Origin of the sequence: Serratia sp. 22264 (assembly GCF_052045345.1) — a bacterium.
GTDB lineage: Bacteria > Pseudomonadota > Gammaproteobacteria > Enterobacterales > Enterobacteriaceae > Serratia > Serratia plymuthica.
This window is the reverse complement of the sequence record NZ_JBQEOY010000001.1, coordinates 1,616,606-1,633,463: the sequence shown is the minus strand read 5'-3', so window position 1 is coordinate 1,633,463 and position 16,858 is coordinate 1,616,606. Positions and strand designations below refer to the sequence as shown.

Genomic DNA, 16,858 nt, shown 5'->3' with positions numbered 1-16,858 from the left:
GTTATTATCCGTTAAATTGTCTACCCTTCATCTTTCAAACCGCAGGTGCGTTGGTTGCGCTCTTTCACCCCAGTCACTTACCTGAGTAAGTTCCTGGGGATTCTCTCTCTTACCGCCTTCCTGCGCCTTGAAATCTATTGGGTATATTTGACTCAGTAGGCGCGCAGCGTTTGAAATACCGCCGCCAGGCGGGCAGGATCTTTAATCCCGGGCTCGCTCTCGACGCCGGAGTTAAAGTCCAGCCCGGCACAGCCGAGTTTGGCTGCGTCAACGCAGTTGTCTGCGCTCAGACCGCCCGCCAGCATCACGTTGCCCAGGTTTTGGCCGTGCAATACCGACCAGTCGAAACGCTGGCCGGTGCCGCCGGCGCCGTTATCCAGCAGATAGCGGTCAACGTGCTGCAGATCACGTGCCGGCAAGCTGTCTTTCACGCTCAGCGCTTTCCAGATCTGGCAGGAGGCAGGCAGTTTGGCGCGCAGGGCGTCGATGTAGGCTTGATCTTCCGCGCCGTGTAGCTGCACCGCCTTCAGACCGAGGCGTTCAACGGTTTGAACCAGGGTTTCCACCTGCGCGTCGCAGAACACGCCGACGTATTTCAACGGCGCGCCGGCAATCACTTCGCGGGCGCGGTTGATGTCGACATAGCGCGGTGAACGCCCGACAAAAATCAGCCCGCCGTAGATCGCGCCGGCCTGATAGGCGGCTGCGGCATCTTGTGGGCGGGTCAGCCCGCAGACTTTATTGTCGCCCAGCGTTACCCGGCGTACGGCGGCGCGCAGGTCGGTTTCCGACATCAGTGCGCTGCCGATCAGGAACCCGTTGGCGAAGTGGCTCAGTTCGCGGATTTGGCCGTAATTGTTGATGCCGGATTCGCTGATCACCGTCACCCCATGCGGCACGCGTGGTGCGAGTTGGCGGGTACGGTCCAGATCAATGCTAAGGTCGCGCAGGTCGCGGTTATTAATGCCGACTACGCGTGCCTCGAGCGCGATTGCCCGCTGCAGTTCTTCTTCGCTGATCACTTCGGTCAGCACGCCCATGTTCAGGCTGTGCGCCACGGCTGCCAACTGACGATATTGATCGTCCTCCAGCACCGACAGCATCAGCAGGATGGCATCGGCCTGATAGAACCGCGCCAGGTAGATCTGGTACGGGTCGATAATAAAATCTTTGCACAGCACCGGCTGCGTGACCGTTTTGCTGACCAGCGGCAGGAAATCGAAACTGCCCTGGAAGTACTTTTCATCGGTCAGTACCGAGATGGCCGAAGCGAAATCCTTGTAGACCGAAGCGATTTCGACCGGATCAAAGTTTTCGCGGATCAACCCTTTGGAAGGGGACGCTTTTTTGCATTCAAGAATAAATGCCGTTCTGGCCCCTTGCAGCGCATGATAAAAGCCGCGTTCGCTGGGGACGATTTCATCGTGAAAGCTGGCCAGTGGTTGTTGTTGCTGTCGTGCTGCGACCCATTGCGCTTTATCACGAACAATCTTGTTGAGCACGGTTTCCTGCATCATTTATCCTCTTGCTGCCAGTGCGGTGACGCGCTCGTAAGCTTGCCCGCTATGAATCATGTCCAGTGCCTGTTGCGCGTTTTGGCGCAGGTCTTCATGCCCGAATAACTTCAGTAACAGCGCCACGTTAGCCGCTACCGCTGCGGCGTGCGCCGGGTCGCCTTTACCTTGTAACAACCGTGCCAGAATGTCACGATTTTCTTCCGGCGATCCACCCTGCAGGGCTTCCAGCGGGTAGCGTTGCAGGCCAAAGGACTCTGGCGTTAATTGGTAGCTTTCAATCTCACCGTTGTTCAGCTCCGCCACGTGGGTCGCGGTGTGAATTGCCACTTCGTCCATGCCACCGCCGTGCACCACGGCGGCACGCTGATAACCCAGCACACGCAGGGTTTGGGCTATCGGCAGCACCAGCTCCGGGCTGTAAACGCCGATCAGCGCCAGCGGTGGACGTGCCGGGTTGATCAACGGGCCGAGCACGTTAAATACCGTGCGGGTTTTCAACTGTTGGCGTACCGGCATCGCATGGCGGAAACCGGTATGATATTGCGGTGCGAACAGGAAACACACGCCCAGTTCATCCAGCGCCTGGCGGGACTCTTCCGCCGGCAGATCCAGGCGGATGCCGAATGCCGCCAGCAGGTCTGAAGAACCGGAACGGCTGGAGACGCTGCGGTTACCGTGTTTTGCCACTTTGGCACCGCATGCCGCCGCCACAAAGGCGCTGGCGGTAGAGATATTGATGCTGTTGGTGCCGTCGCCGCCGGTGCCGACGATATCGGCAAACGGATAATCCGGGCGTGGGAACGGCAGGGCGTCGGCCAGCAGGGCCTTGGCGGCACCGGCAATCTCTTCCGGGCGCTCTCCGCGGATTTTCATGCTGATCAGTGCCGCTGCCAGTTGGCTGGGTTCCAGCTCGCCTCGCACGATGGCGCTGAACAACTGCTGGCTTTCCTCTTGGCTCATTGATTCTGAGCGGTACAATTTTTCAAGAATAGGTTGCATCGTCGTTTCCCTTATTATTTCGCCAGCGCCCAGGCCAGAGTTTGCTCAAGCAAACGTGCGCCGTGGGTGGTGAGGATCGATTCCGGATGGAATTGGAAACCACATACGCGGTGCCGGTCATTACGTACTGCCATCACCATGTCGCCGAAGCGAGCGTTAACGGTGAGTTCGGCCGGGATATTGCTGCCGACCAGTGAATGGTAGCGAGCCACCGGCAGTGGGTTCACCATACCGGCAAACATGCCTTCGCCATCGTGGCTAATGGCCGAGGCTTTACCGTGCAGGATCTCGCCCGCCTGGCCGACGTGCCCACCGTAGGCCTCTACAATCGCCTGGTGCCCCAGGCAGATGCCGATAATCGGCAACTGGCCGCGCAGGCGTTGCAGCAACTCCGGCATGCAGCCGGCTTCGGATGGCGTACCTGGGCCCGGTGACAGCATCAACACCGGTTGCTCCAACTGTTGCAGGCGCTCGATAATTACGTCCGCAGAAATCTGGTTGCGGTAAATCACCACCTGGTGGCCGCTGGCACGCAGTTGATCGACCAGGTTATAGGTAAAGGAATCAACGTTGTCGAGCAGTAAGATATCGGCCATCAGAACACCTCCTTGGCTTGGTGCGCGCTGGCAATGGCACGCAGCACGGCACGTGCCTTATTACGGGTTTCATCGGCTTCCGCCTGAGGAACAGAATCCAGCACCACGCCGGCGCCGGCTTGCACGGTGGCAATACCGTCTTCAACATATGCGGAGCGGATGACAATACAGGTATCCAGATCGCCGGTGGCGGTGAAATACCCCACTGCACCGCCGTAGCTGCCGCGACGGGAGCCTTCAGAGGCGGCGATCAACTGCATGGCGCGAACCTTGGGGGCGCCGCTCAGGGTCCCCATGTTCATGCAAGCCTGGTAGGCGTGCAGCACGTCAAGGTCGGCGCGCAAGGTACCGATCACTCGGGAAACCAGGTGCATCACGAAAGAGTAGCGGTCCACTTTGGTCAGGTCCGCCACGTAGCGGCTACCGGCCTGGCAGATGCGCGCCAGATCGTTGCGCGCCAGATCGACCAGCATCAGATGCTCGGCCAGCTCTTTGTGATCGGTGCGCATTTCCAATTCGATGCGGCTGTCGAGATCCAGATCCAGCGAGCCATCAGCGCGGCGGCCACGCGGACGGGTACCGGCAATAGGGTAAATTTCGATCTGACGGTTGCTTGCGTCGTATTTCAACGCGCTTTCCGGAGAGGCGCCGAACAGGGTGAACTCGTCGTCCTGCATAAAGAACATGTAAGGGCTTGGGTTGCTGTCTTTCAAGGTTTGGTAGGCCGCCAGCGGGGCCGGGCATGGCAGCGAGAAGCGGCGTGACGGCACTACCTGGAAAATCTCGCCCTGGCGAATGGCCTGCTGCAGTCCGCTGACCACGGCGCTGTATTCCTCATCGGTCTGGTTGCAGCTCAACTGCATGTTTTCCAACTTCTGATGAGGAATGGGTTGCGGGGTCTGCTTCAACTGGGTCTGCAACTGCTCAAGACGCTGTTGCAGGCGCTGTTCTTCCGCCGCATCGGCGGTAAACACGCTGGCCTGCAGGCGAGCCACGCCGCGCTGGTGGTCCAGCACCAGCAGGGTTTCCGCCAGGTAGAAGCAGAAGTCCGGGCAACGTTGATCCTGACGCAGCGCCGGCAGATCTTCGAAACCGGCAACCAGGTCATAGGCAAACAGGCCGCCGAGCATGACCGCTTCACGTTCGTCCGCCGGGGCGTCGACCAGTGTCAGCAGAGTGCGCAGTGCGTCAAACACTGACAGTGAGCGCAGACGGGCATCCTCATCCTGCACCGCATCGATGACCGGGAAGGTCAGTTCGCGGCCGTTTGGGCGAACCTGAATCTGCACTTCCGCCGGCAATGCTTCATCGAGCAGCGGCAGCATCGCTGCACCGTTGGCGGTCAGCGCCTGCAGCGTGACGCTGCGGCCCAGCGCGGTGATACGCAGGGCGCTGTCGATCACCAGCAGGCTTTGCAGGTTTTGCTTGCTGTTTATTTCGGCAGACTCCAGCAGCAGGGTGGCCGGGCGTGCGCCGCACAACTGATGGAAAATGGTCGTCGGATCGCCCCGGTAGTGGGTTTCCGCCTTCAGCAGTGTGAGTTGTGGTTTGATGTTCATCATGGGTGTTTCCAGTTAGATTTTGTCCATAAAAAAGCCCGCATTACCAGCGGGCTTAGGGAATCTGCAGTGTCAGATGACAGGTATGCGTGATTACACCGCCCGCGAAAGGGAAGTACGCCACCAACGAAGAAGAGAAGTTTGCTTGTTCATATCTTTGCTCTCTCGATTATCATCCAACCAGGGGATGCCCCTGAACTTGTGTACTAGTTAACTGGTTCGCAGGAATAAAGTCAACCCTCTTTTTACACAATGTTTTAGCGGCAAACGTGAGTTATTTTCATCAGGGCGAATGTGAGCGGGCCAGAATAGATTTCCGTCCGGCCGACGATCGCGGGTATGATAGAAGGCCAAGCCATTGCCGGATATTTCTTTTGACAGACAGCAACCCCCAGCCTTCCGCGTTTACCCTTTACGACCTCCACAGCCATACCACCGCCTCTGACGGCTACCTGACACCGGCGCAACTGGTGCAGCGGGCGGTTGAAATGCGGGTTGGCGTATTGGCGATCACCGATCACGACACCACCGATGGGCTGGCTGCGGCCGCCGCGACTATTGCCGAGTTATCACTGCCGTTGCAACTGGTGAATGGGGTAGAAATCTCCACGCTGTGGGAAAACCACGAGATTCATATCGTCGGCCTGGGGATTGATATCGCCCATCCGGCGATGGTGCAGTTATTGGCCGAACAGACTGAACGTCGCAACCTGCGTGCGCAGGAGATTGGCGTACGGCTGGCAAAAGCACGCATCGATGACGCCTTCGAAGGCGCGCAAAAATTGGCGGACGGCGGGGCGGTGACGCGTGGGCACTTTGCGCGCTATCTGGTGCAGATCGGCATTGCCGACAACATGGCGCAGGTGTTCAAGAAATATCTGGCCAAGGGCAAAACCGGTTATGTTCCGCCACAGTGGTGTACAATAAAACAAGCCATTGATGTGATTCATCAATCTGGCGGGCAGGCGGTGATAGCGCATCCGGGCCGTTACGATCTGACGGCCAAATGGCTGAAGCGGCTGTTTGCGCATTTTGCCGAACACGGCGGCGACGCGATGGAAGTGGCCCAGTGTCAGCAAGCACCGCATGAGCGTTCGCTACTGGCAAAGTATGCGCAAGAGTATCAATTACTGGCATCGCAGGGGTCTGATTTTCATCAGCCCTGCGCGTGGATCGAACTGGGCCGTAAACTGTGGTTACCCGGTGGCGTTGAGCCGGTGTGGCGTGACTGGCCGCAACCGCAGCAGGCAGCAGTATATTGATTTTACGGGGGGCGGATGCGCCCGCGTGCATCATTTTTAGGAGCAAGTCATGAGTCAGCTTTTTTATATTCATCCAGATAATCCTCAACCGCGTTTGATCAACCAGGCGGTGGACGTGCTGCGCAAGGGTGGGGTGATTGTCTACCCGACCGATTCCGGTTATGCGCTGGGCTGCAAGCTGGAAGAAAAATCGGCTATGGAACGTATTTGCCGTATTCGCCAGTTGGACGGTAACCACAACTTTACGCTGATGTGCCGTGATTTGTCCGAACTCTCGACTTACGCCTATGTCGACAATACCGCATTCCGCTTGATCAAAAACAACACGCCGGGCAACTACACCTTCATCCTGAAAGCGACCAAAGAAGTGCCACGCCGCCTGATGAATGACAAACGCAAAACCATCGGCCTGCGTGTACCCTCGAACCCAATTGCGCTGGCGCTGTTGGAAGTGCTGAACGAGCCGATGATGTCGACCACGCTGATGTTACCGGGTAACGATTTCGCCGAGTCCGATCCGGAAGAGATCAGCGATCATCTGGGCAAGCAAGTGGATCTGGTGATCCACGGCGGTTTCCTGGGCCAGCAGCCGACCACGGTGATTGATCTGACTGAGTCGGCGCCGGAAGTGGTGCGCGAAGGTGCGGGCGACATAACGCCTTTCCGTTGATTTTATCGCCGCGGCGGTTGCTCATTTTCTGAAAAGTGGCTGAAACGACGTCATTTATCGTGAAAGCCGCTATTCTACACAATCAAAAACTGAAAATAGGCAGGATGCATGGCGATGATTAAACGGGGTTCTCTTTTAGCGGTCTTATTGTTTTCCTCTGTGGCCAATGCCGGTTTTTATTCCGGTAACGCCTTGCTGTCTGAAACGGGCGGCTATGTGAAAAACAAAAATGGGGCTGCTACCGTTGCGGAAGCGCTCGATGGCGGCATGTTCATGGGCTATGTGGCTGGCGTCTTTGACACCTATTCGATGCAGGGCAACCGCAATATTTGCCCGGATGCCGGCATGAGCGTAGGCATGGCTTCCGATGCGGTAATGCATTATTTAAATGAACACCCGGAACAGCTGCATTATTCTGCACCTTCAGTGATCATGCTGGCGTTAACCGCGGCTTATCCTTGTGAAAGGCACTAAATCCGTTCGTTTGGTGCGTATATTTTCATTTGGTGCGCTCCCCGTTTTTTAGCACGTTCTTCAATAGATTAAATCGCCAAACGCTGTCAGTTTACTTCCTGCGCACAAGCCCTCTTAACCGCTTTGAGGGCATGACGCTTCAGGAGGTAAAATGACAGCGTTTCACTTTGGTACCCACTCCCTCGATTATCATGATGCAGGTTCCGGCCCGTTGACGCTGGTCTTGCTGCCCGGCTGGTGTGAGCCAAAAACGGTATTTGCCCCCTTCAGCGCGCTGGCGAGTGAGCGATACCGGGTGATTAGCTTCGACTGGCGTGGGCACGGCCTTTCTTCCTGTGATGACGCGCTTTCGCTTGGTGCCGAAGATTTGCTGGCGGACATCCATCAGTTGCTGGCTGCCCTGCAGGTGGAAAGCTTTGTGACGCTTTCGGTGGCACACGCCAGTTGGATTGCCGTCGCCTTGGCAGAGCTCATGCCGCAGCAGGTCAAAGGCCTGGTATTTCTCGATTGGATCATGACGCAACCCGCGCCGGCATTTTTCCAGTCGGTGCAGCAAATGCAACGGCCAGAGCAATGGCTGGCGGCGCGCGATGCCCTGTTTGCCTTCTGGCAAGGCGGGGTTGACCATCAGCCGGTGAAGCATCATCTGACCGTTGAAATGGCCCGTGAGGACTTTCGCCTCTGGCAAGCCGCCGGCGTGGCGATAGAACACGCTTATCGGCAATACCAATCGCCGCTTAACCGGTTGAGCGAACTTGGCTCGCCGCTCCCGTGCAGGCATATTTACTCGCTGGATCGCGATGAAAATTATCTGAGGCAACAGCAGGTTTTTGCGACCGACCATCCTTTCTTCTCGGTCTTGCGGCTGGAACATGCCCGAACGCACCTGGGGATCCTCGAGCGGCCGGATGAAGTGTATCGGGCGGTGGTTAACTTTCTTGGCGATTAACCTTTTGCCTGGCTTAACCTGATGCGGGCCTGAGCCCGCGGTTAATAGATTTCGATAATCGGTCTGCTAATAAAGTGGGTTCCAACACTATAGAAAGCCTGTATAATGCGCGGTTCGATCCAAGTAAACGTATTGTTACCACCGTGGTGCCTGTCGCCGCAGTGGTCATCCCCCCGACGCCTGTGAAGGCGACACTAGAGGTTGCTCAATGAGCGAAAAGTTACAAAAAGTTTTAGCGCGCGCCGGCCATGGCTCGCGTCGTGAAATCGAAACCATAATTGAAGCCGGCCGCGTCAGCGTTGACGGTAAAGTCGCCAAACTGGGCGACCGCGTTGAAGTGACTGCCTCGATGAAAATTCGTCTGGATGGTCACGTACTTTCAATTAAAGAATCCGAAGAAACGGTTTGCCGCGTGCTGGCTTATTACAAGCCGGAAGGTGAACTCTGTACCCGTAGCGATCCTGAAGGCCGTCCGACGGTGTTCGATCGCCTGCCTAAGCTGCGTGGCTCTCGCTGGGTAGCGGTGGGGCGTCTGGACGTCAATACCTCAGGCCTGCTGCTGTTCACCACCGACGGTGAGTTGGCAAACCGCCTGATGCACCCTAGCCGTGAAGTCGAGCGCGAATACGCGGTACGTGTATTTGGCCAGATTGACGATGAAAAAGTGAAGCAATTGAGCAAGGGCGTTCAGTTGGAAGATGGCCCTGCCGCCTTCCGCACCATCACTTTCCAGGGCGGCGAAGGCATTAACCAATGGTACAACGTGACCCTGACCGAAGGGCGTAACCGTGAGGTGCGTCGTCTTTGGGAAGCGGTTGGCGTGCAGGTCAGCCGCCTGATCCGCGTACGTTACGGCGATATCGATCTGCCTAAAGGCCTGCCGCGTGGCGGTTGGACCGAGCTGGAACTGCCGGCGATTAACTATCTGCGCGAATTGGTTGAGCTGAAGCCCGAAACGGTCAGCAAGATGCCGGTGGAGCGTGAGCGTCGCCGCGTGAAAGCGAATCAGATCCGTCGCGCGGTCAAACGCCATACCCAGGTGGCGGGCAGTGGCCGCCGCAGCGCGCCAGGCAGCAAGTCCGGCAAACCAAGCAAGCGCAGCTAATCATTACGCCGCAACCCTATCTGGGCTGCGGCGTTTTCTTTTCGTTACCAGTCAATTCCCTGTTGCGCCATGATACCTGCGTCGAACGCATGTTTTACCGGCCGCATTTCCGTCACCGTATCCGCCAGCTCCAGCAGATCGCGATGGCAGCCACGCCCGGTGATAATGACCGTCTGGTGCGCAGGGCGCTGCCGCAACGCTTCCAGCAGTTCATCCAGCTCAAGATAGCCGTAACTGACCATATAGGTCAGCTCATCCAACAGCACCAGATCCAGGCTGCTGTCGGCGAGCATGCGTTTGCCGTGCTGCCATACCGCCTGACAGGCTGCGGTATCGCCGGCTTTATTCTGGGTTTCCCAGGTGAAGCCGGTTGCCATTACCTGGAATTCTACCCCGTGCTGCTGCAGCAGGTTTTTCTCCCCGTTCGGCCATTCGCCTTTGATGAACTGAATAACGGCGGCTTTCATACCGTGGCCGACGGCGCGCGTTACTGTGCCGAACGCCGCGGTAGTTTTGCCTTTACCGTTACCGGTGAATACCAGCACTAAACCGCGGACTTGCTGGGCGGCGGCGATACGAGCGTCGACCTGTTCTTTCAGGCGCTGCTGACGTTGTTGATGGCGGTCTTCGGCCATGATAAAGCCTCCTTTATTCAGCGGCGCCGGGTTTACGATTGGGTTGAGCATCGAAGCTCATGCCGGTTTTTCGGCGGCTGTCATCGCCCATTAAATAGAGGTAAAGCGGCATAATATCCGCTGGCGTTTTCAGCTTGTTTTTATCTTCGTTCGGGAAGGCCGATGCGCGCATTTGAGTGCGCGTTCCGCCAGGATTGATGCAATTTACCCGAAGATGGCGGCTTTTGTATTCTTCGGCCAACACCTGCATCATGCCCTCCGTGGCAAATTTGGACACCGCGTAGGCGCCCCAGTTGGCGCGGCCCGTACGGCCCACGCTGGAACTGGTAAATACCAGCGATCCCGAGTTGGATTTCAGCAGCAGCGGCAATAGCGCCTGGGTGAGCATAAAGGTTGCATTGACGTTGACCTGCATGACGTCGTGCCACATCTCCATCGACAAGTCAGCCATCGGAGCGATATCCCCCAACAGCCCGGCGTTATGCAAAACACCGTCGAGGCGCGGGATCTGGGTGGCCAGATCATCCGCAACCTGTTTGCACTGTTCCTGCGTAGTGTGCAGCAAATCCAGCGTAACGGTGAAACTTGGTGCGCCGCCCAGTAGGGCGATCTCGCTTTGTACCGCCCGTAGCTTGCTTTCGGTACGGCCCAGCAGCACCAGTTGCGCGCCAAATTTGGCATAGGTAAGTGCGGCTTCGCGTCCGATGCCGTCACCGGCGCCGGTGACCAGGATGATTCTTTGTTCCAGCAGGTCATGTTTAGGTTGGTAATGCACAATAATTCCTCGCGCCGTGATGGCTGTCTCCCGCTTGCATCGGGGAGTGGTGTGGATTAAGAGACCCAGGCGGGAGCAAAGGCTCGACCGCATGCAGGGCCCCGCAGCGAATTTGGCTCATCATGTTGATGAATAATCCGTGTTATATGCCTCAAATGGATCGTATTTTCAATGATTAGGCAGCAGAATCGGCATTCTTTTGTAACAAAAATGGAACAGCGCCGGCTTGGTTAAGTCAAAATGCGCCCACATAGTAAAGAGGCATCACAAGGAATTTTTATTTAGCCGCGACAGCCACCGCGTCGGTTGGCTAGAATGAACGAGATCATACTAACAACCTGTAAATAAAGGCGGAATCTGTGGAGTTTATATCTATTTACGGCCTGTTTCTGGCCAAAGTCGCGACGGTAGTGATTGCCATCGCTGCGCTGGCGTTGCTGGCGGTCAGCCTTGGGCAACGTAAGACCCGTCAGAAAGGTGAGCTTCAGCTGACTGATCTCGGGGAGCAATATCGCGAGATGCAACGCGACATGCGCCTGGCGCGTATGGGTGAAGCGGAACAAAAAGCCTGGAGTAAACAGTTTAAAAAACAGACCAAAGCCGACGATAAACTGAAGAAACAACGCGCTAAAGCCGGTGCAGTTGAAGCAACCAAACCCTGCCTGTATGTCCTGGACTTCAAAGGCAGCATGGATGCCCATGAAGTGACTTCGCTGCGCGAAGAGATCTCGGCGGTGTTGGCAGTGGCAACGCCGCAGGACGAAGTACTGCTACGGCTGGAAAGCCCGGGCGGGGTAGTGCATGGTTATGGTCTGGCGTCGTCACAGTTGGCGCGTCTGCGTACCGGCGGCATCCGCCTGACGGTAGCGGTAGACAAGGTGGCGGCCAGCGGCGGCTATATGATGGCCTGCGTGGCGGATCGCATCGTCGCGGCCCCCTTCGCCATCATCGGCTCTATCGGCGTCGTGGCGCAAATTCCCAACTTCCATCGCCTGCTGAAAAAGAACGATATTGATGTGGAGTTGCATACGGCAGGCCAGTTCAAACGGACGCTGACGCTGTTTGGGGAAAACACCGAACAGGGGCGTGAGAAGTTCCGCGAAGATCTGAATGAAACCCATGAACTGTTCAAAGAATTTGTACACCAGCAACGACCTTCGCTGGATATCGACAGCGTGGCGACCGGCGAGCACTGGTTTGGCTCTCAGGCGAAAGAGAAAGGGCTGATTGATGCGATTGGCACCAGTGACGATCTGCTGATCGCCGAAATGGAAAATCACGAAGTGGTCGGGGTGCGCTATACGCGTCGTAAACGTCTGATGGATCGATTTACCGGCAGCGCTGCGGAAAGCGTCGACCGTTTGCTGCTGCGCTGGTGGCAGCGCGGTGAAAAACCGTTGCTTTAAGCGCTTTGATTAAACATAACGGGGGCTAAAAACCCCCGTTTTTTTCTTAATCGGCCAAATGATATTTTTCGGAAAGCACGTGGGCCAAATGTTTAAACATATTAAATACAGCAGTGGTTTTTACCGTAGGTAATCCATCCTGATCCAAAAAGAATTCGCCGCGGAAAACTAAAACGCTGCCTTTTTGTTCAACGTCGTCAGCCACCATGCCCTGCAGATAATCTTCATGTTGTCGGATAATATTATTTGCTTCTTGCAACAGGGCCTCACGGCCAATGGGGGTAGTATTAGTGCACATTATTACACTCCAATCATAAATTCTGCGCGTATTCTAACGCCGGTTCGCATTTATCCGCAAACAGACTAAGGTTTATTTGCCGTCTGGATGGCTAGCGGTATCTGTCGATTGGCGAAATCGCTGTTTCCGTGCTAATTAGGTTGCGTGACGCTTTTTATCAGGTACAGTGTGGGATTTTGCGGCGTCAGGTGGAAGGTTTTGTTTACGCCATGAATGAGTCTCACACGGCCATACTTCTGGGGCATGGGTGATTAGCTGGCGGGATCAACAACTTGCGTTCAGGTTGAGCAGTTAAGCAACCAAAAGAAAAAAACATGTTGATCTCTTGCCAGACTGCCGCAATATAAAAAAGAGATATGAATCGCTGCGGCACGGCGAGATAAAAGACTTCTTTTTAGAAGAAACAAATTTAGGTAAAGGTAAATATGGGTAAAGCTCTCGTAATAGTTGAGTCCCCGGCAAAAGCCAAAACTATTAATAAATACTTAGGTAATGACTACGTGGTGAAGTCCAGCGTCGGTCATATCCGTGATTTGCCGACCAGTGGCTCAGCCAGCAAAAAGAGCGCTGACTCAACCGAAGACAAAGCCAAGAAGAAAGTTAAAAAAGATGAGAAAACGGCGCTGGTAAATCGAATGGGCGTCGATCCTTACCATGGCTGGAAAGCGGATTATGAAATTCTGCCAGGTAAAGAAAAAGTTGTCGCAGAGTTAAAATCGTTGGCGGAAAACGCCGACCACATTTATCTCGCAACGGACCTTGACCGCGAAGGGGAAGCCATTGCCTGGCACCTGCGGGAAGTAATCGGCGGTGACGACAAACGCTTTAGCCGCGTGGTGTTCAACGAAATCACCAAGAACGCGATCCAACAGGCTTTTAAACAGCCGGGCGAGTTGAATATCGATCGTGTTAACGCACAGCAGGCGCGTCGCTTTATGGACCGCGTGGTGGGTTACATGGTATCGCCGCTGCTGTGGAAAAAAATTGCCCGCGGCCTGTCCGCTGGGCGCGTGCAATCCGTTGCGGTACGGTTGGTGGTGGAGCGCGAACGCGACATCAAAGCCTTCGTGCCGGAAGAGTACTGGGAACTGCACGCCGATCTGCTGGCGAAGAATGATACCGCGCTGCAGATGGAAGTGACGCATGCCCACGACAAGCCATTCAAACCGGTTAACCGTGAGCAGACCCACGCCGCTCTCAAACTGCTGGAGAAAGCCCGTTATACGGTGCTGGATCGCGAAGACAAACCTACCAGCAGCAAGCCGGGCGCGCCTTTCATTACCTCTACGCTGCAACAGGCGGCCAGCACCCGTCTGAGTTTTGGCGTGAAGAAAACCATGATGATGGCTCAGCGGCTGTATGAAGCCGGTCACATCACCTACATGCGTACTGACTCCACCAATCTGAGCCAGGATGCGCTCAACATGGTGCGTGGCTATATCGGCGACAATTTCGGCGACAAGTACTTGCCGAAAGCGCCAAACCAGTACAGCAGCAAAGAAAACTCGCAGGAAGCGCACGAAGCTATCCGTCCGTCGGACGTGAACGTGCTGGCCGAGCAGTTGAAAGATATGGAAGCAGATGCGCAAAAGCTGTATCAGCTGATCTGGCGCCAGTTTGTGGCCTGTCAGATGACGCCTGCGCAGTACGATTCTACTACGCTGTCAGTGAAGGCCGGCGATTATCAACTGCGCGCCAAAGGCCGTACGTTGCGTTTCGATGGCTGGACCAAAGTGATGCCTGCTCTGCGCAAGGGTGATGAAGACCGCACCTTGCCGTATGTTGAAGTAGGCAGCGATCTGGAACTGCAAAAGCTGATCCCGAGCCAGCACTTCACCAAGCCGCCTGCGCGTTACAGCGAAGCCTCGCTGGTGAAAGAGCTGGAAAAACGCGGCATCGGCCGCCCATCGACCTATGCGTCGATCATCTCGACCATTCAGGACCGTGGCTATGTGCGGGTCGAAAGCCGCCGTTTCTACGCCGAGAAAATGGGTGAGATCGTTACTGACCGTCTGGAAGAAAACTTCCGTGAGCTGATGAACTATGACTTTACAGCGCGCATGGAAGACGGCCTTGACCAGGTAGCCAATAACCACGCCGAGTGGAAAGCGGTGCTGGATGAGTTTTTTGCCGAGTTCAGCGAACAGTTGGAAACGGCGGAGAAAGATCCTGAAGACGGCGGTATGCGCCCGAATCAGATGGTCATGACCAGCATCGATTGCCCGACCTGCGGCCGTAAAATGGGCATCCGTACCGCCAGTACCGGCGTGTTCCTCGGTTGTTCCGGTTATGCGCTGCCGCCGAAGGAGCGCTGCAAAACCACCATTAACCTGGTGCCGGAAACGGAAGTGCTGAATATCCTCGAAGGGGATGATGCAGAAACCAACGCGTTGCGTGCTCGCCATCGTTGCCAAAAATGCGGCACGGCGATGGACAGCTACCTGATCGATAACCAGCGTAAGCTGCACGTTTGCGGTAATAACCCTGCGTGTGACGGCTATGAAATCGAAGAGGGCGAATTCCGCCTGAAAGGGTATGACGGCCCGGTAGTTGAGTGCGACAAATGTGGTTCCGAAATGCACCTGAAAATGGGGCGCTTCGGTAAGTACATGGGCTGCACCAACGAGACGTGCAAAAACACCCGTAAAATCCTGCGTAACGGCGATGTTGCGCCGCCGAAGGAAGATCCGGTTCCATTGCCGGAATTGCCGTGCGAAAAGTCAGACGCTTACTTTGTTCTGCGCGACGGTGCAGCCGGCGTGTTCCTGGCGGCCAACACCTTCCCTAAATCGCGCGAGACTCGTGCGCCGCTGGTAGAAGAGCTGGCCCGTTTCAAGGATCGTCTGCCGGAAAAACTGCGTTACCTGGCGGATGCGCCGGTAGCGGATGGCGAAGGCAACAAAACGATGGTGCGTTTCAGCCGTAAAACCAAACAGCAGTATGTCTCTTCAGAGAAAGACGGCAAGGCCACGGGTTGGTCCGCTTTCTACGTTGACGGCAAATGGGTTGAAGGCAAAAAGTAAGTTTTCAGCCTGAATGCAATAATAAAAACCAGCCCTTGTGGCTGGTTTTTTGTTGCCTGAACGATAGCGGGTCTATTTTTTGCCGTTTTTCCTTCACCGGGTTGGGGTTTCGCGTTGATAGCAATGCAAAATAATCGTTATCATGGTGTGATGCGGATCTATACTTGAAGCTGCTACGTGATATAGTGGTTATATAAAAAGTTTTTTTATGATTAAAGCTTATTAATAACGGCGTTTTCTTCAGCATCTGGGTGAGACACTGTGTTAAGGCTTGTTAGTTTTCAGCATACCGGGGCGACACCGATATACCTGGCTGCGGGTAAGCCGCAGTGTTTAACCTAGGATGGTATAAGATATGAAATTGCAGCAGCTTCGTTACATTGTGGAAGTGGTTAACCACAACCTGAATGTCTCATCGACGGCAGAAGGGCTTTATACTTCACAACCCGGTATCAGCAAGCAAGTGCGAATGCTGGAAGATGAGTTGGGTATCCAGATTTTCGCTCGCAGCGGAAAACACCTTACCCAGGTTACCCCCGCAGGCCAGGAAATCATCCGCATCGCGCGTGAAGTTCTGTCCAAAGTGGATGCGATCAAAGCCGTTGCCGGCGAGCACACCTATCCGGATAAAGGTTCGCTGTACGTCGCGACTACCCATACCCAGGCGCGTTATGCGTTGCCTAACGTCATCAAAGGCTTTATCGAGCGTTATCCGCGCGTTTCGTTGCATATGCACCAGGGATCGCCGACCCAAATTGCGGAAGCGGTATCCAAAGGCAATGCAGACTTTGCCATTGCCACCGAAGCGCTGCATCTTTACGACGACTTAATCATGCTGCCTTGTTACCACTGGAACCGTGCGGTGGTAGTGAAGCCCGATCACCCATTGGCCGGCAAAAGTCATATCACCATTGAAGAATTGGCGGCGTACCCGATCGTCACCTATACCTTCGGCTTTACCGGTCGCTCCGAGTTGGACACGGCGTTCAATCGCGCCGGCCTGACGCCACGCATCGTATTCACCGCAACGGATGCCGATGTGATCAAAACCTACGTGCGCCTGGGATTAGGGGTCGGGGTGATCGCCAGCATGGCGGTGGATCCGGTGCAGGATCCGGATCTGGTGACCGTGGATGCGCGTGATATCTTCACCTACAGCACCACCAAAATCGGCTTCCGTCGCAGCACCTTCCTGCGCAGCTACATGTACGATTTTATCCAGCGCTTTGCACCGCACCTGACTCGCGACGTGGTCGACAACGCGGTAGCACTGCGATCCAACGAAGAGATCGAGGCGATGTTCAAAGACATCAAGCTGCCGATTAAGTAAGTCGGTAAACCAATGACTTACCGCAGGCTTCGATTCTCTGGTGTTCGCTCACCTGTTTGTATCCTGTTGATCTAAATAGGCGGTGAACTTGGCTCAACGGGAGGGGAAATTCAACCCTCCCGTTTTCGCCTTTCGTTAGAATGCCGCTTAACCGCATTGTCGACCACGTTACACATCTAGCTACATATTCCATCTGCCAACCCTTCTTAAACGCTCTCAGGGCGGTTTTATGCTGTTTTCAGGTTTTAGTTGGTACGAGA

General features: G+C 55.5%; 13 protein-coding genes, 1 pseudogene and 1 other annotated feature. Of the genes and pseudogenes, 8 read left to right on the top strand and 6 right to left on the bottom strand.

Translation table 11 applies throughout. The annotated features are described in order from the left end of the window. Positions 1–152: 152 nt before the first annotated feature. From trpCF to ACTJJ1_RS07500, 3 genes and pseudogenes are all read right to left on the bottom strand, one after another. Entirely contained in the window at positions 153–1,514 is a 1,362-nt protein-coding gene (trpCF, locus tag ACTJJ1_RS07510) for a bifunctional indole-3-glycerol-phosphate synthase TrpC/phosphoribosylanthranilate isomerase TrpF (protein ID WP_004945247.1), read from the bottom strand. Between the two features lie 3 nt (positions 1,515–1,517). Then, positions 1,518–3,112 (bottom strand): annotated as a pseudogene (trpD, locus tag ACTJJ1_RS07505) (bifunctional anthranilate synthase glutamate amidotransferase component TrpG/anthranilate phosphoribosyltransferase TrpD). Next, the gene (locus ACTJJ1_RS07500; RefSeq protein WP_062871021.1) at positions 3,112–4,674 is read right to left on the bottom strand and encodes an anthranilate synthase component 1; all 1,563 of its coding nucleotides are present in this window, start codon (positions 4,672–4,674) and stop codon (positions 3,112–3,114) included. The pseudogene trpD and the gene ACTJJ1_RS07500 overlap by 1 nt, the downstream one beginning before the upstream one ends. A gap of 25 nt (positions 4,675–4,699) precedes the next feature. After that, positions 4,700–4,803 (bottom strand) — a sequence feature (Trp leader region). A gap of 242 nt (positions 4,804–5,045) precedes the next feature. On the opposite strand from ACTJJ1_RS07500, the gene rnm reads away from it, so the two are divergent. From rnm to rluB, 5 genes are all read left to right on the top strand, one after another. Then, entirely contained in the window at positions 5,046–5,933 is an 888-nt protein-coding gene (rnm, locus tag ACTJJ1_RS07495) for an RNase RNM (protein WP_020439146.1), read from the top strand. A gap of 49 nt (positions 5,934–5,982) precedes the next feature. After that, the gene (locus ACTJJ1_RS07490) at positions 5,983–6,603 is read left to right on the top strand and encodes an L-threonylcarbamoyladenylate synthase (RefSeq protein ID WP_004945230.1); all 621 of its coding nucleotides are present in this window, start codon (positions 5,983–5,985) and stop codon (positions 6,601–6,603) included. A gap of 114 nt (positions 6,604–6,717) precedes the next feature. Then, positions 6,718–7,077 carry a Rap1a/Tai family immunity protein gene (locus ACTJJ1_RS07485; protein ID WP_004945227.1) on the top strand — a complete coding sequence of 120 codons (360 nt, stop codon included), beginning with the start codon at positions 6,718–6,720 and terminating at the stop codon, positions 7,075–7,077. Positions 7,078–7,228: 151 nt separating this feature from the next. Next, positions 7,229–8,026, top strand: coding sequence for an alpha/beta hydrolase (locus tag ACTJJ1_RS07480; protein ID WP_325986685.1), 798 nt, complete (start codon positions 7,229–7,231; stop codon positions 8,024–8,026). A gap of 208 nt (positions 8,027–8,234) precedes the next feature. Next, positions 8,235–9,131, top strand: a complete 897-nt coding sequence (rluB, locus tag ACTJJ1_RS07475) for a 23S rRNA pseudouridine(2605) synthase RluB (RefSeq protein ID WP_004945221.1) — start codon at positions 8,235–8,237, stop codon at positions 9,129–9,131. A gap of 44 nt (positions 9,132–9,175) precedes the next feature. Here rluB and cobO read toward each other — a convergent pair whose 3' ends face one another. Beyond that, the gene (cobO, locus tag ACTJJ1_RS07470) at positions 9,176–9,766 is read right to left on the bottom strand and encodes a cob(I)yrinic acid a,c-diamide adenosyltransferase (protein WP_004945218.1); all 591 of its coding nucleotides are present in this window, start codon (positions 9,764–9,766) and stop codon (positions 9,176–9,178) included. 13 nt (positions 9,767–9,779) lie between these two features. Next, entirely contained in the window at positions 9,780–10,541 is a 762-nt protein-coding gene (locus ACTJJ1_RS07465; RefSeq protein ID WP_006325743.1) for a YciK family oxidoreductase, read from the bottom strand. A 359-nt stretch (positions 10,542–10,900) separates the two neighbouring features. Between ACTJJ1_RS07465 and sohB the strand changes: the two genes are divergently transcribed. Further along, positions 10,901–11,947 (top strand): protease SohB, encoded by a 1,047-nt coding sequence (gene sohB, locus ACTJJ1_RS07460; protein WP_004945212.1) that lies wholly within the window; start codon positions 10,901–10,903, stop codon positions 11,945–11,947. A gap of 46 nt (positions 11,948–11,993) precedes the next feature. On the opposite strand, the gene ACTJJ1_RS07455 is transcribed toward sohB, so the two are convergent. Beyond that, positions 11,994–12,245: a YciN family protein gene (locus tag ACTJJ1_RS07455; RefSeq protein ID WP_004945208.1), complete on the bottom strand. Its 252-nt coding sequence runs from the start codon at positions 12,243–12,245 to the stop codon at positions 11,994–11,996. Positions 12,246–12,670: 425 nt separating this feature from the next. Between ACTJJ1_RS07455 and topA the strand changes: the two genes are divergently transcribed. Both topA and cysB read left to right on the top strand, forming a co-directional pair. After that, the gene (gene topA / locus ACTJJ1_RS07450) at positions 12,671–15,268 is read left to right on the top strand and encodes a type I DNA topoisomerase (protein WP_004945205.1); all 2,598 of its coding nucleotides are present in this window, start codon (positions 12,671–12,673) and stop codon (positions 15,266–15,268) included. Positions 15,269–15,623: 355 nt separating this feature from the next. After that, positions 15,624–16,598 (top strand): HTH-type transcriptional regulator CysB, encoded by a 975-nt coding sequence (cysB, locus tag ACTJJ1_RS07445; protein ID WP_004945202.1) that lies wholly within the window; start codon positions 15,624–15,626, stop codon positions 16,596–16,598. Positions 16,599–16,858 lie beyond the last annotated feature (260 nt).

What these genes read in the sequence shown, in the direction of transcription:
- trpCF (WP_004945247.1), bottom strand. Translation starts at nt 1,514, where the DNA reads ATGCAGGAAACCGTGCTCAACAAGATTGTTCGTGATAAAGCGCAATGG.
- ACTJJ1_RS07500 (WP_062871021.1), bottom strand. Translation starts at nt 4,674, where the DNA reads ATGATGAACATCAAACCACAACTCACACTGCTGAAGGCGGAAACCCAC.
- ACTJJ1_RS07490 (WP_004945230.1), top strand. Translation starts at nt 5,983, where the DNA reads ATGAGTCAGCTTTTTTATATTCATCCAGATAATCCTCAACCGCGTTTG.
- ACTJJ1_RS07485 (WP_004945227.1), top strand. Translation starts at nt 6,718, where the DNA reads ATGATTAAACGGGGTTCTCTTTTAGCGGTCTTATTGTTTTCCTCTGTG.
- ACTJJ1_RS07480 (WP_325986685.1), top strand. Translation starts at nt 7,229, where the DNA reads ATGACAGCGTTTCACTTTGGTACCCACTCCCTCGATTATCATGATGCA.
- rluB (WP_004945221.1), top strand. Translation starts at nt 8,235, where the DNA reads ATGAGCGAAAAGTTACAAAAAGTTTTAGCGCGCGCCGGCCATGGCTCG.
- cobO (WP_004945218.1), bottom strand. Translation starts at nt 9,766, where the DNA reads ATGGCCGAAGACCGCCATCAACAACGTCAGCAGCGCCTGAAAGAACAG.
- ACTJJ1_RS07455 (WP_004945208.1), bottom strand. Translation starts at nt 12,245, where the DNA reads ATGTGCACTAATACTACCCCCATTGGCCGTGAGGCCCTGTTGCAAGAA.
- topA (WP_004945205.1), top strand. Translation starts at nt 12,671, where the DNA reads ATGGGTAAAGCTCTCGTAATAGTTGAGTCCCCGGCAAAAGCCAAAACT.
- cysB (WP_004945202.1), top strand. Translation starts at nt 15,624, where the DNA reads ATGAAATTGCAGCAGCTTCGTTACATTGTGGAAGTGGTTAACCACAAC.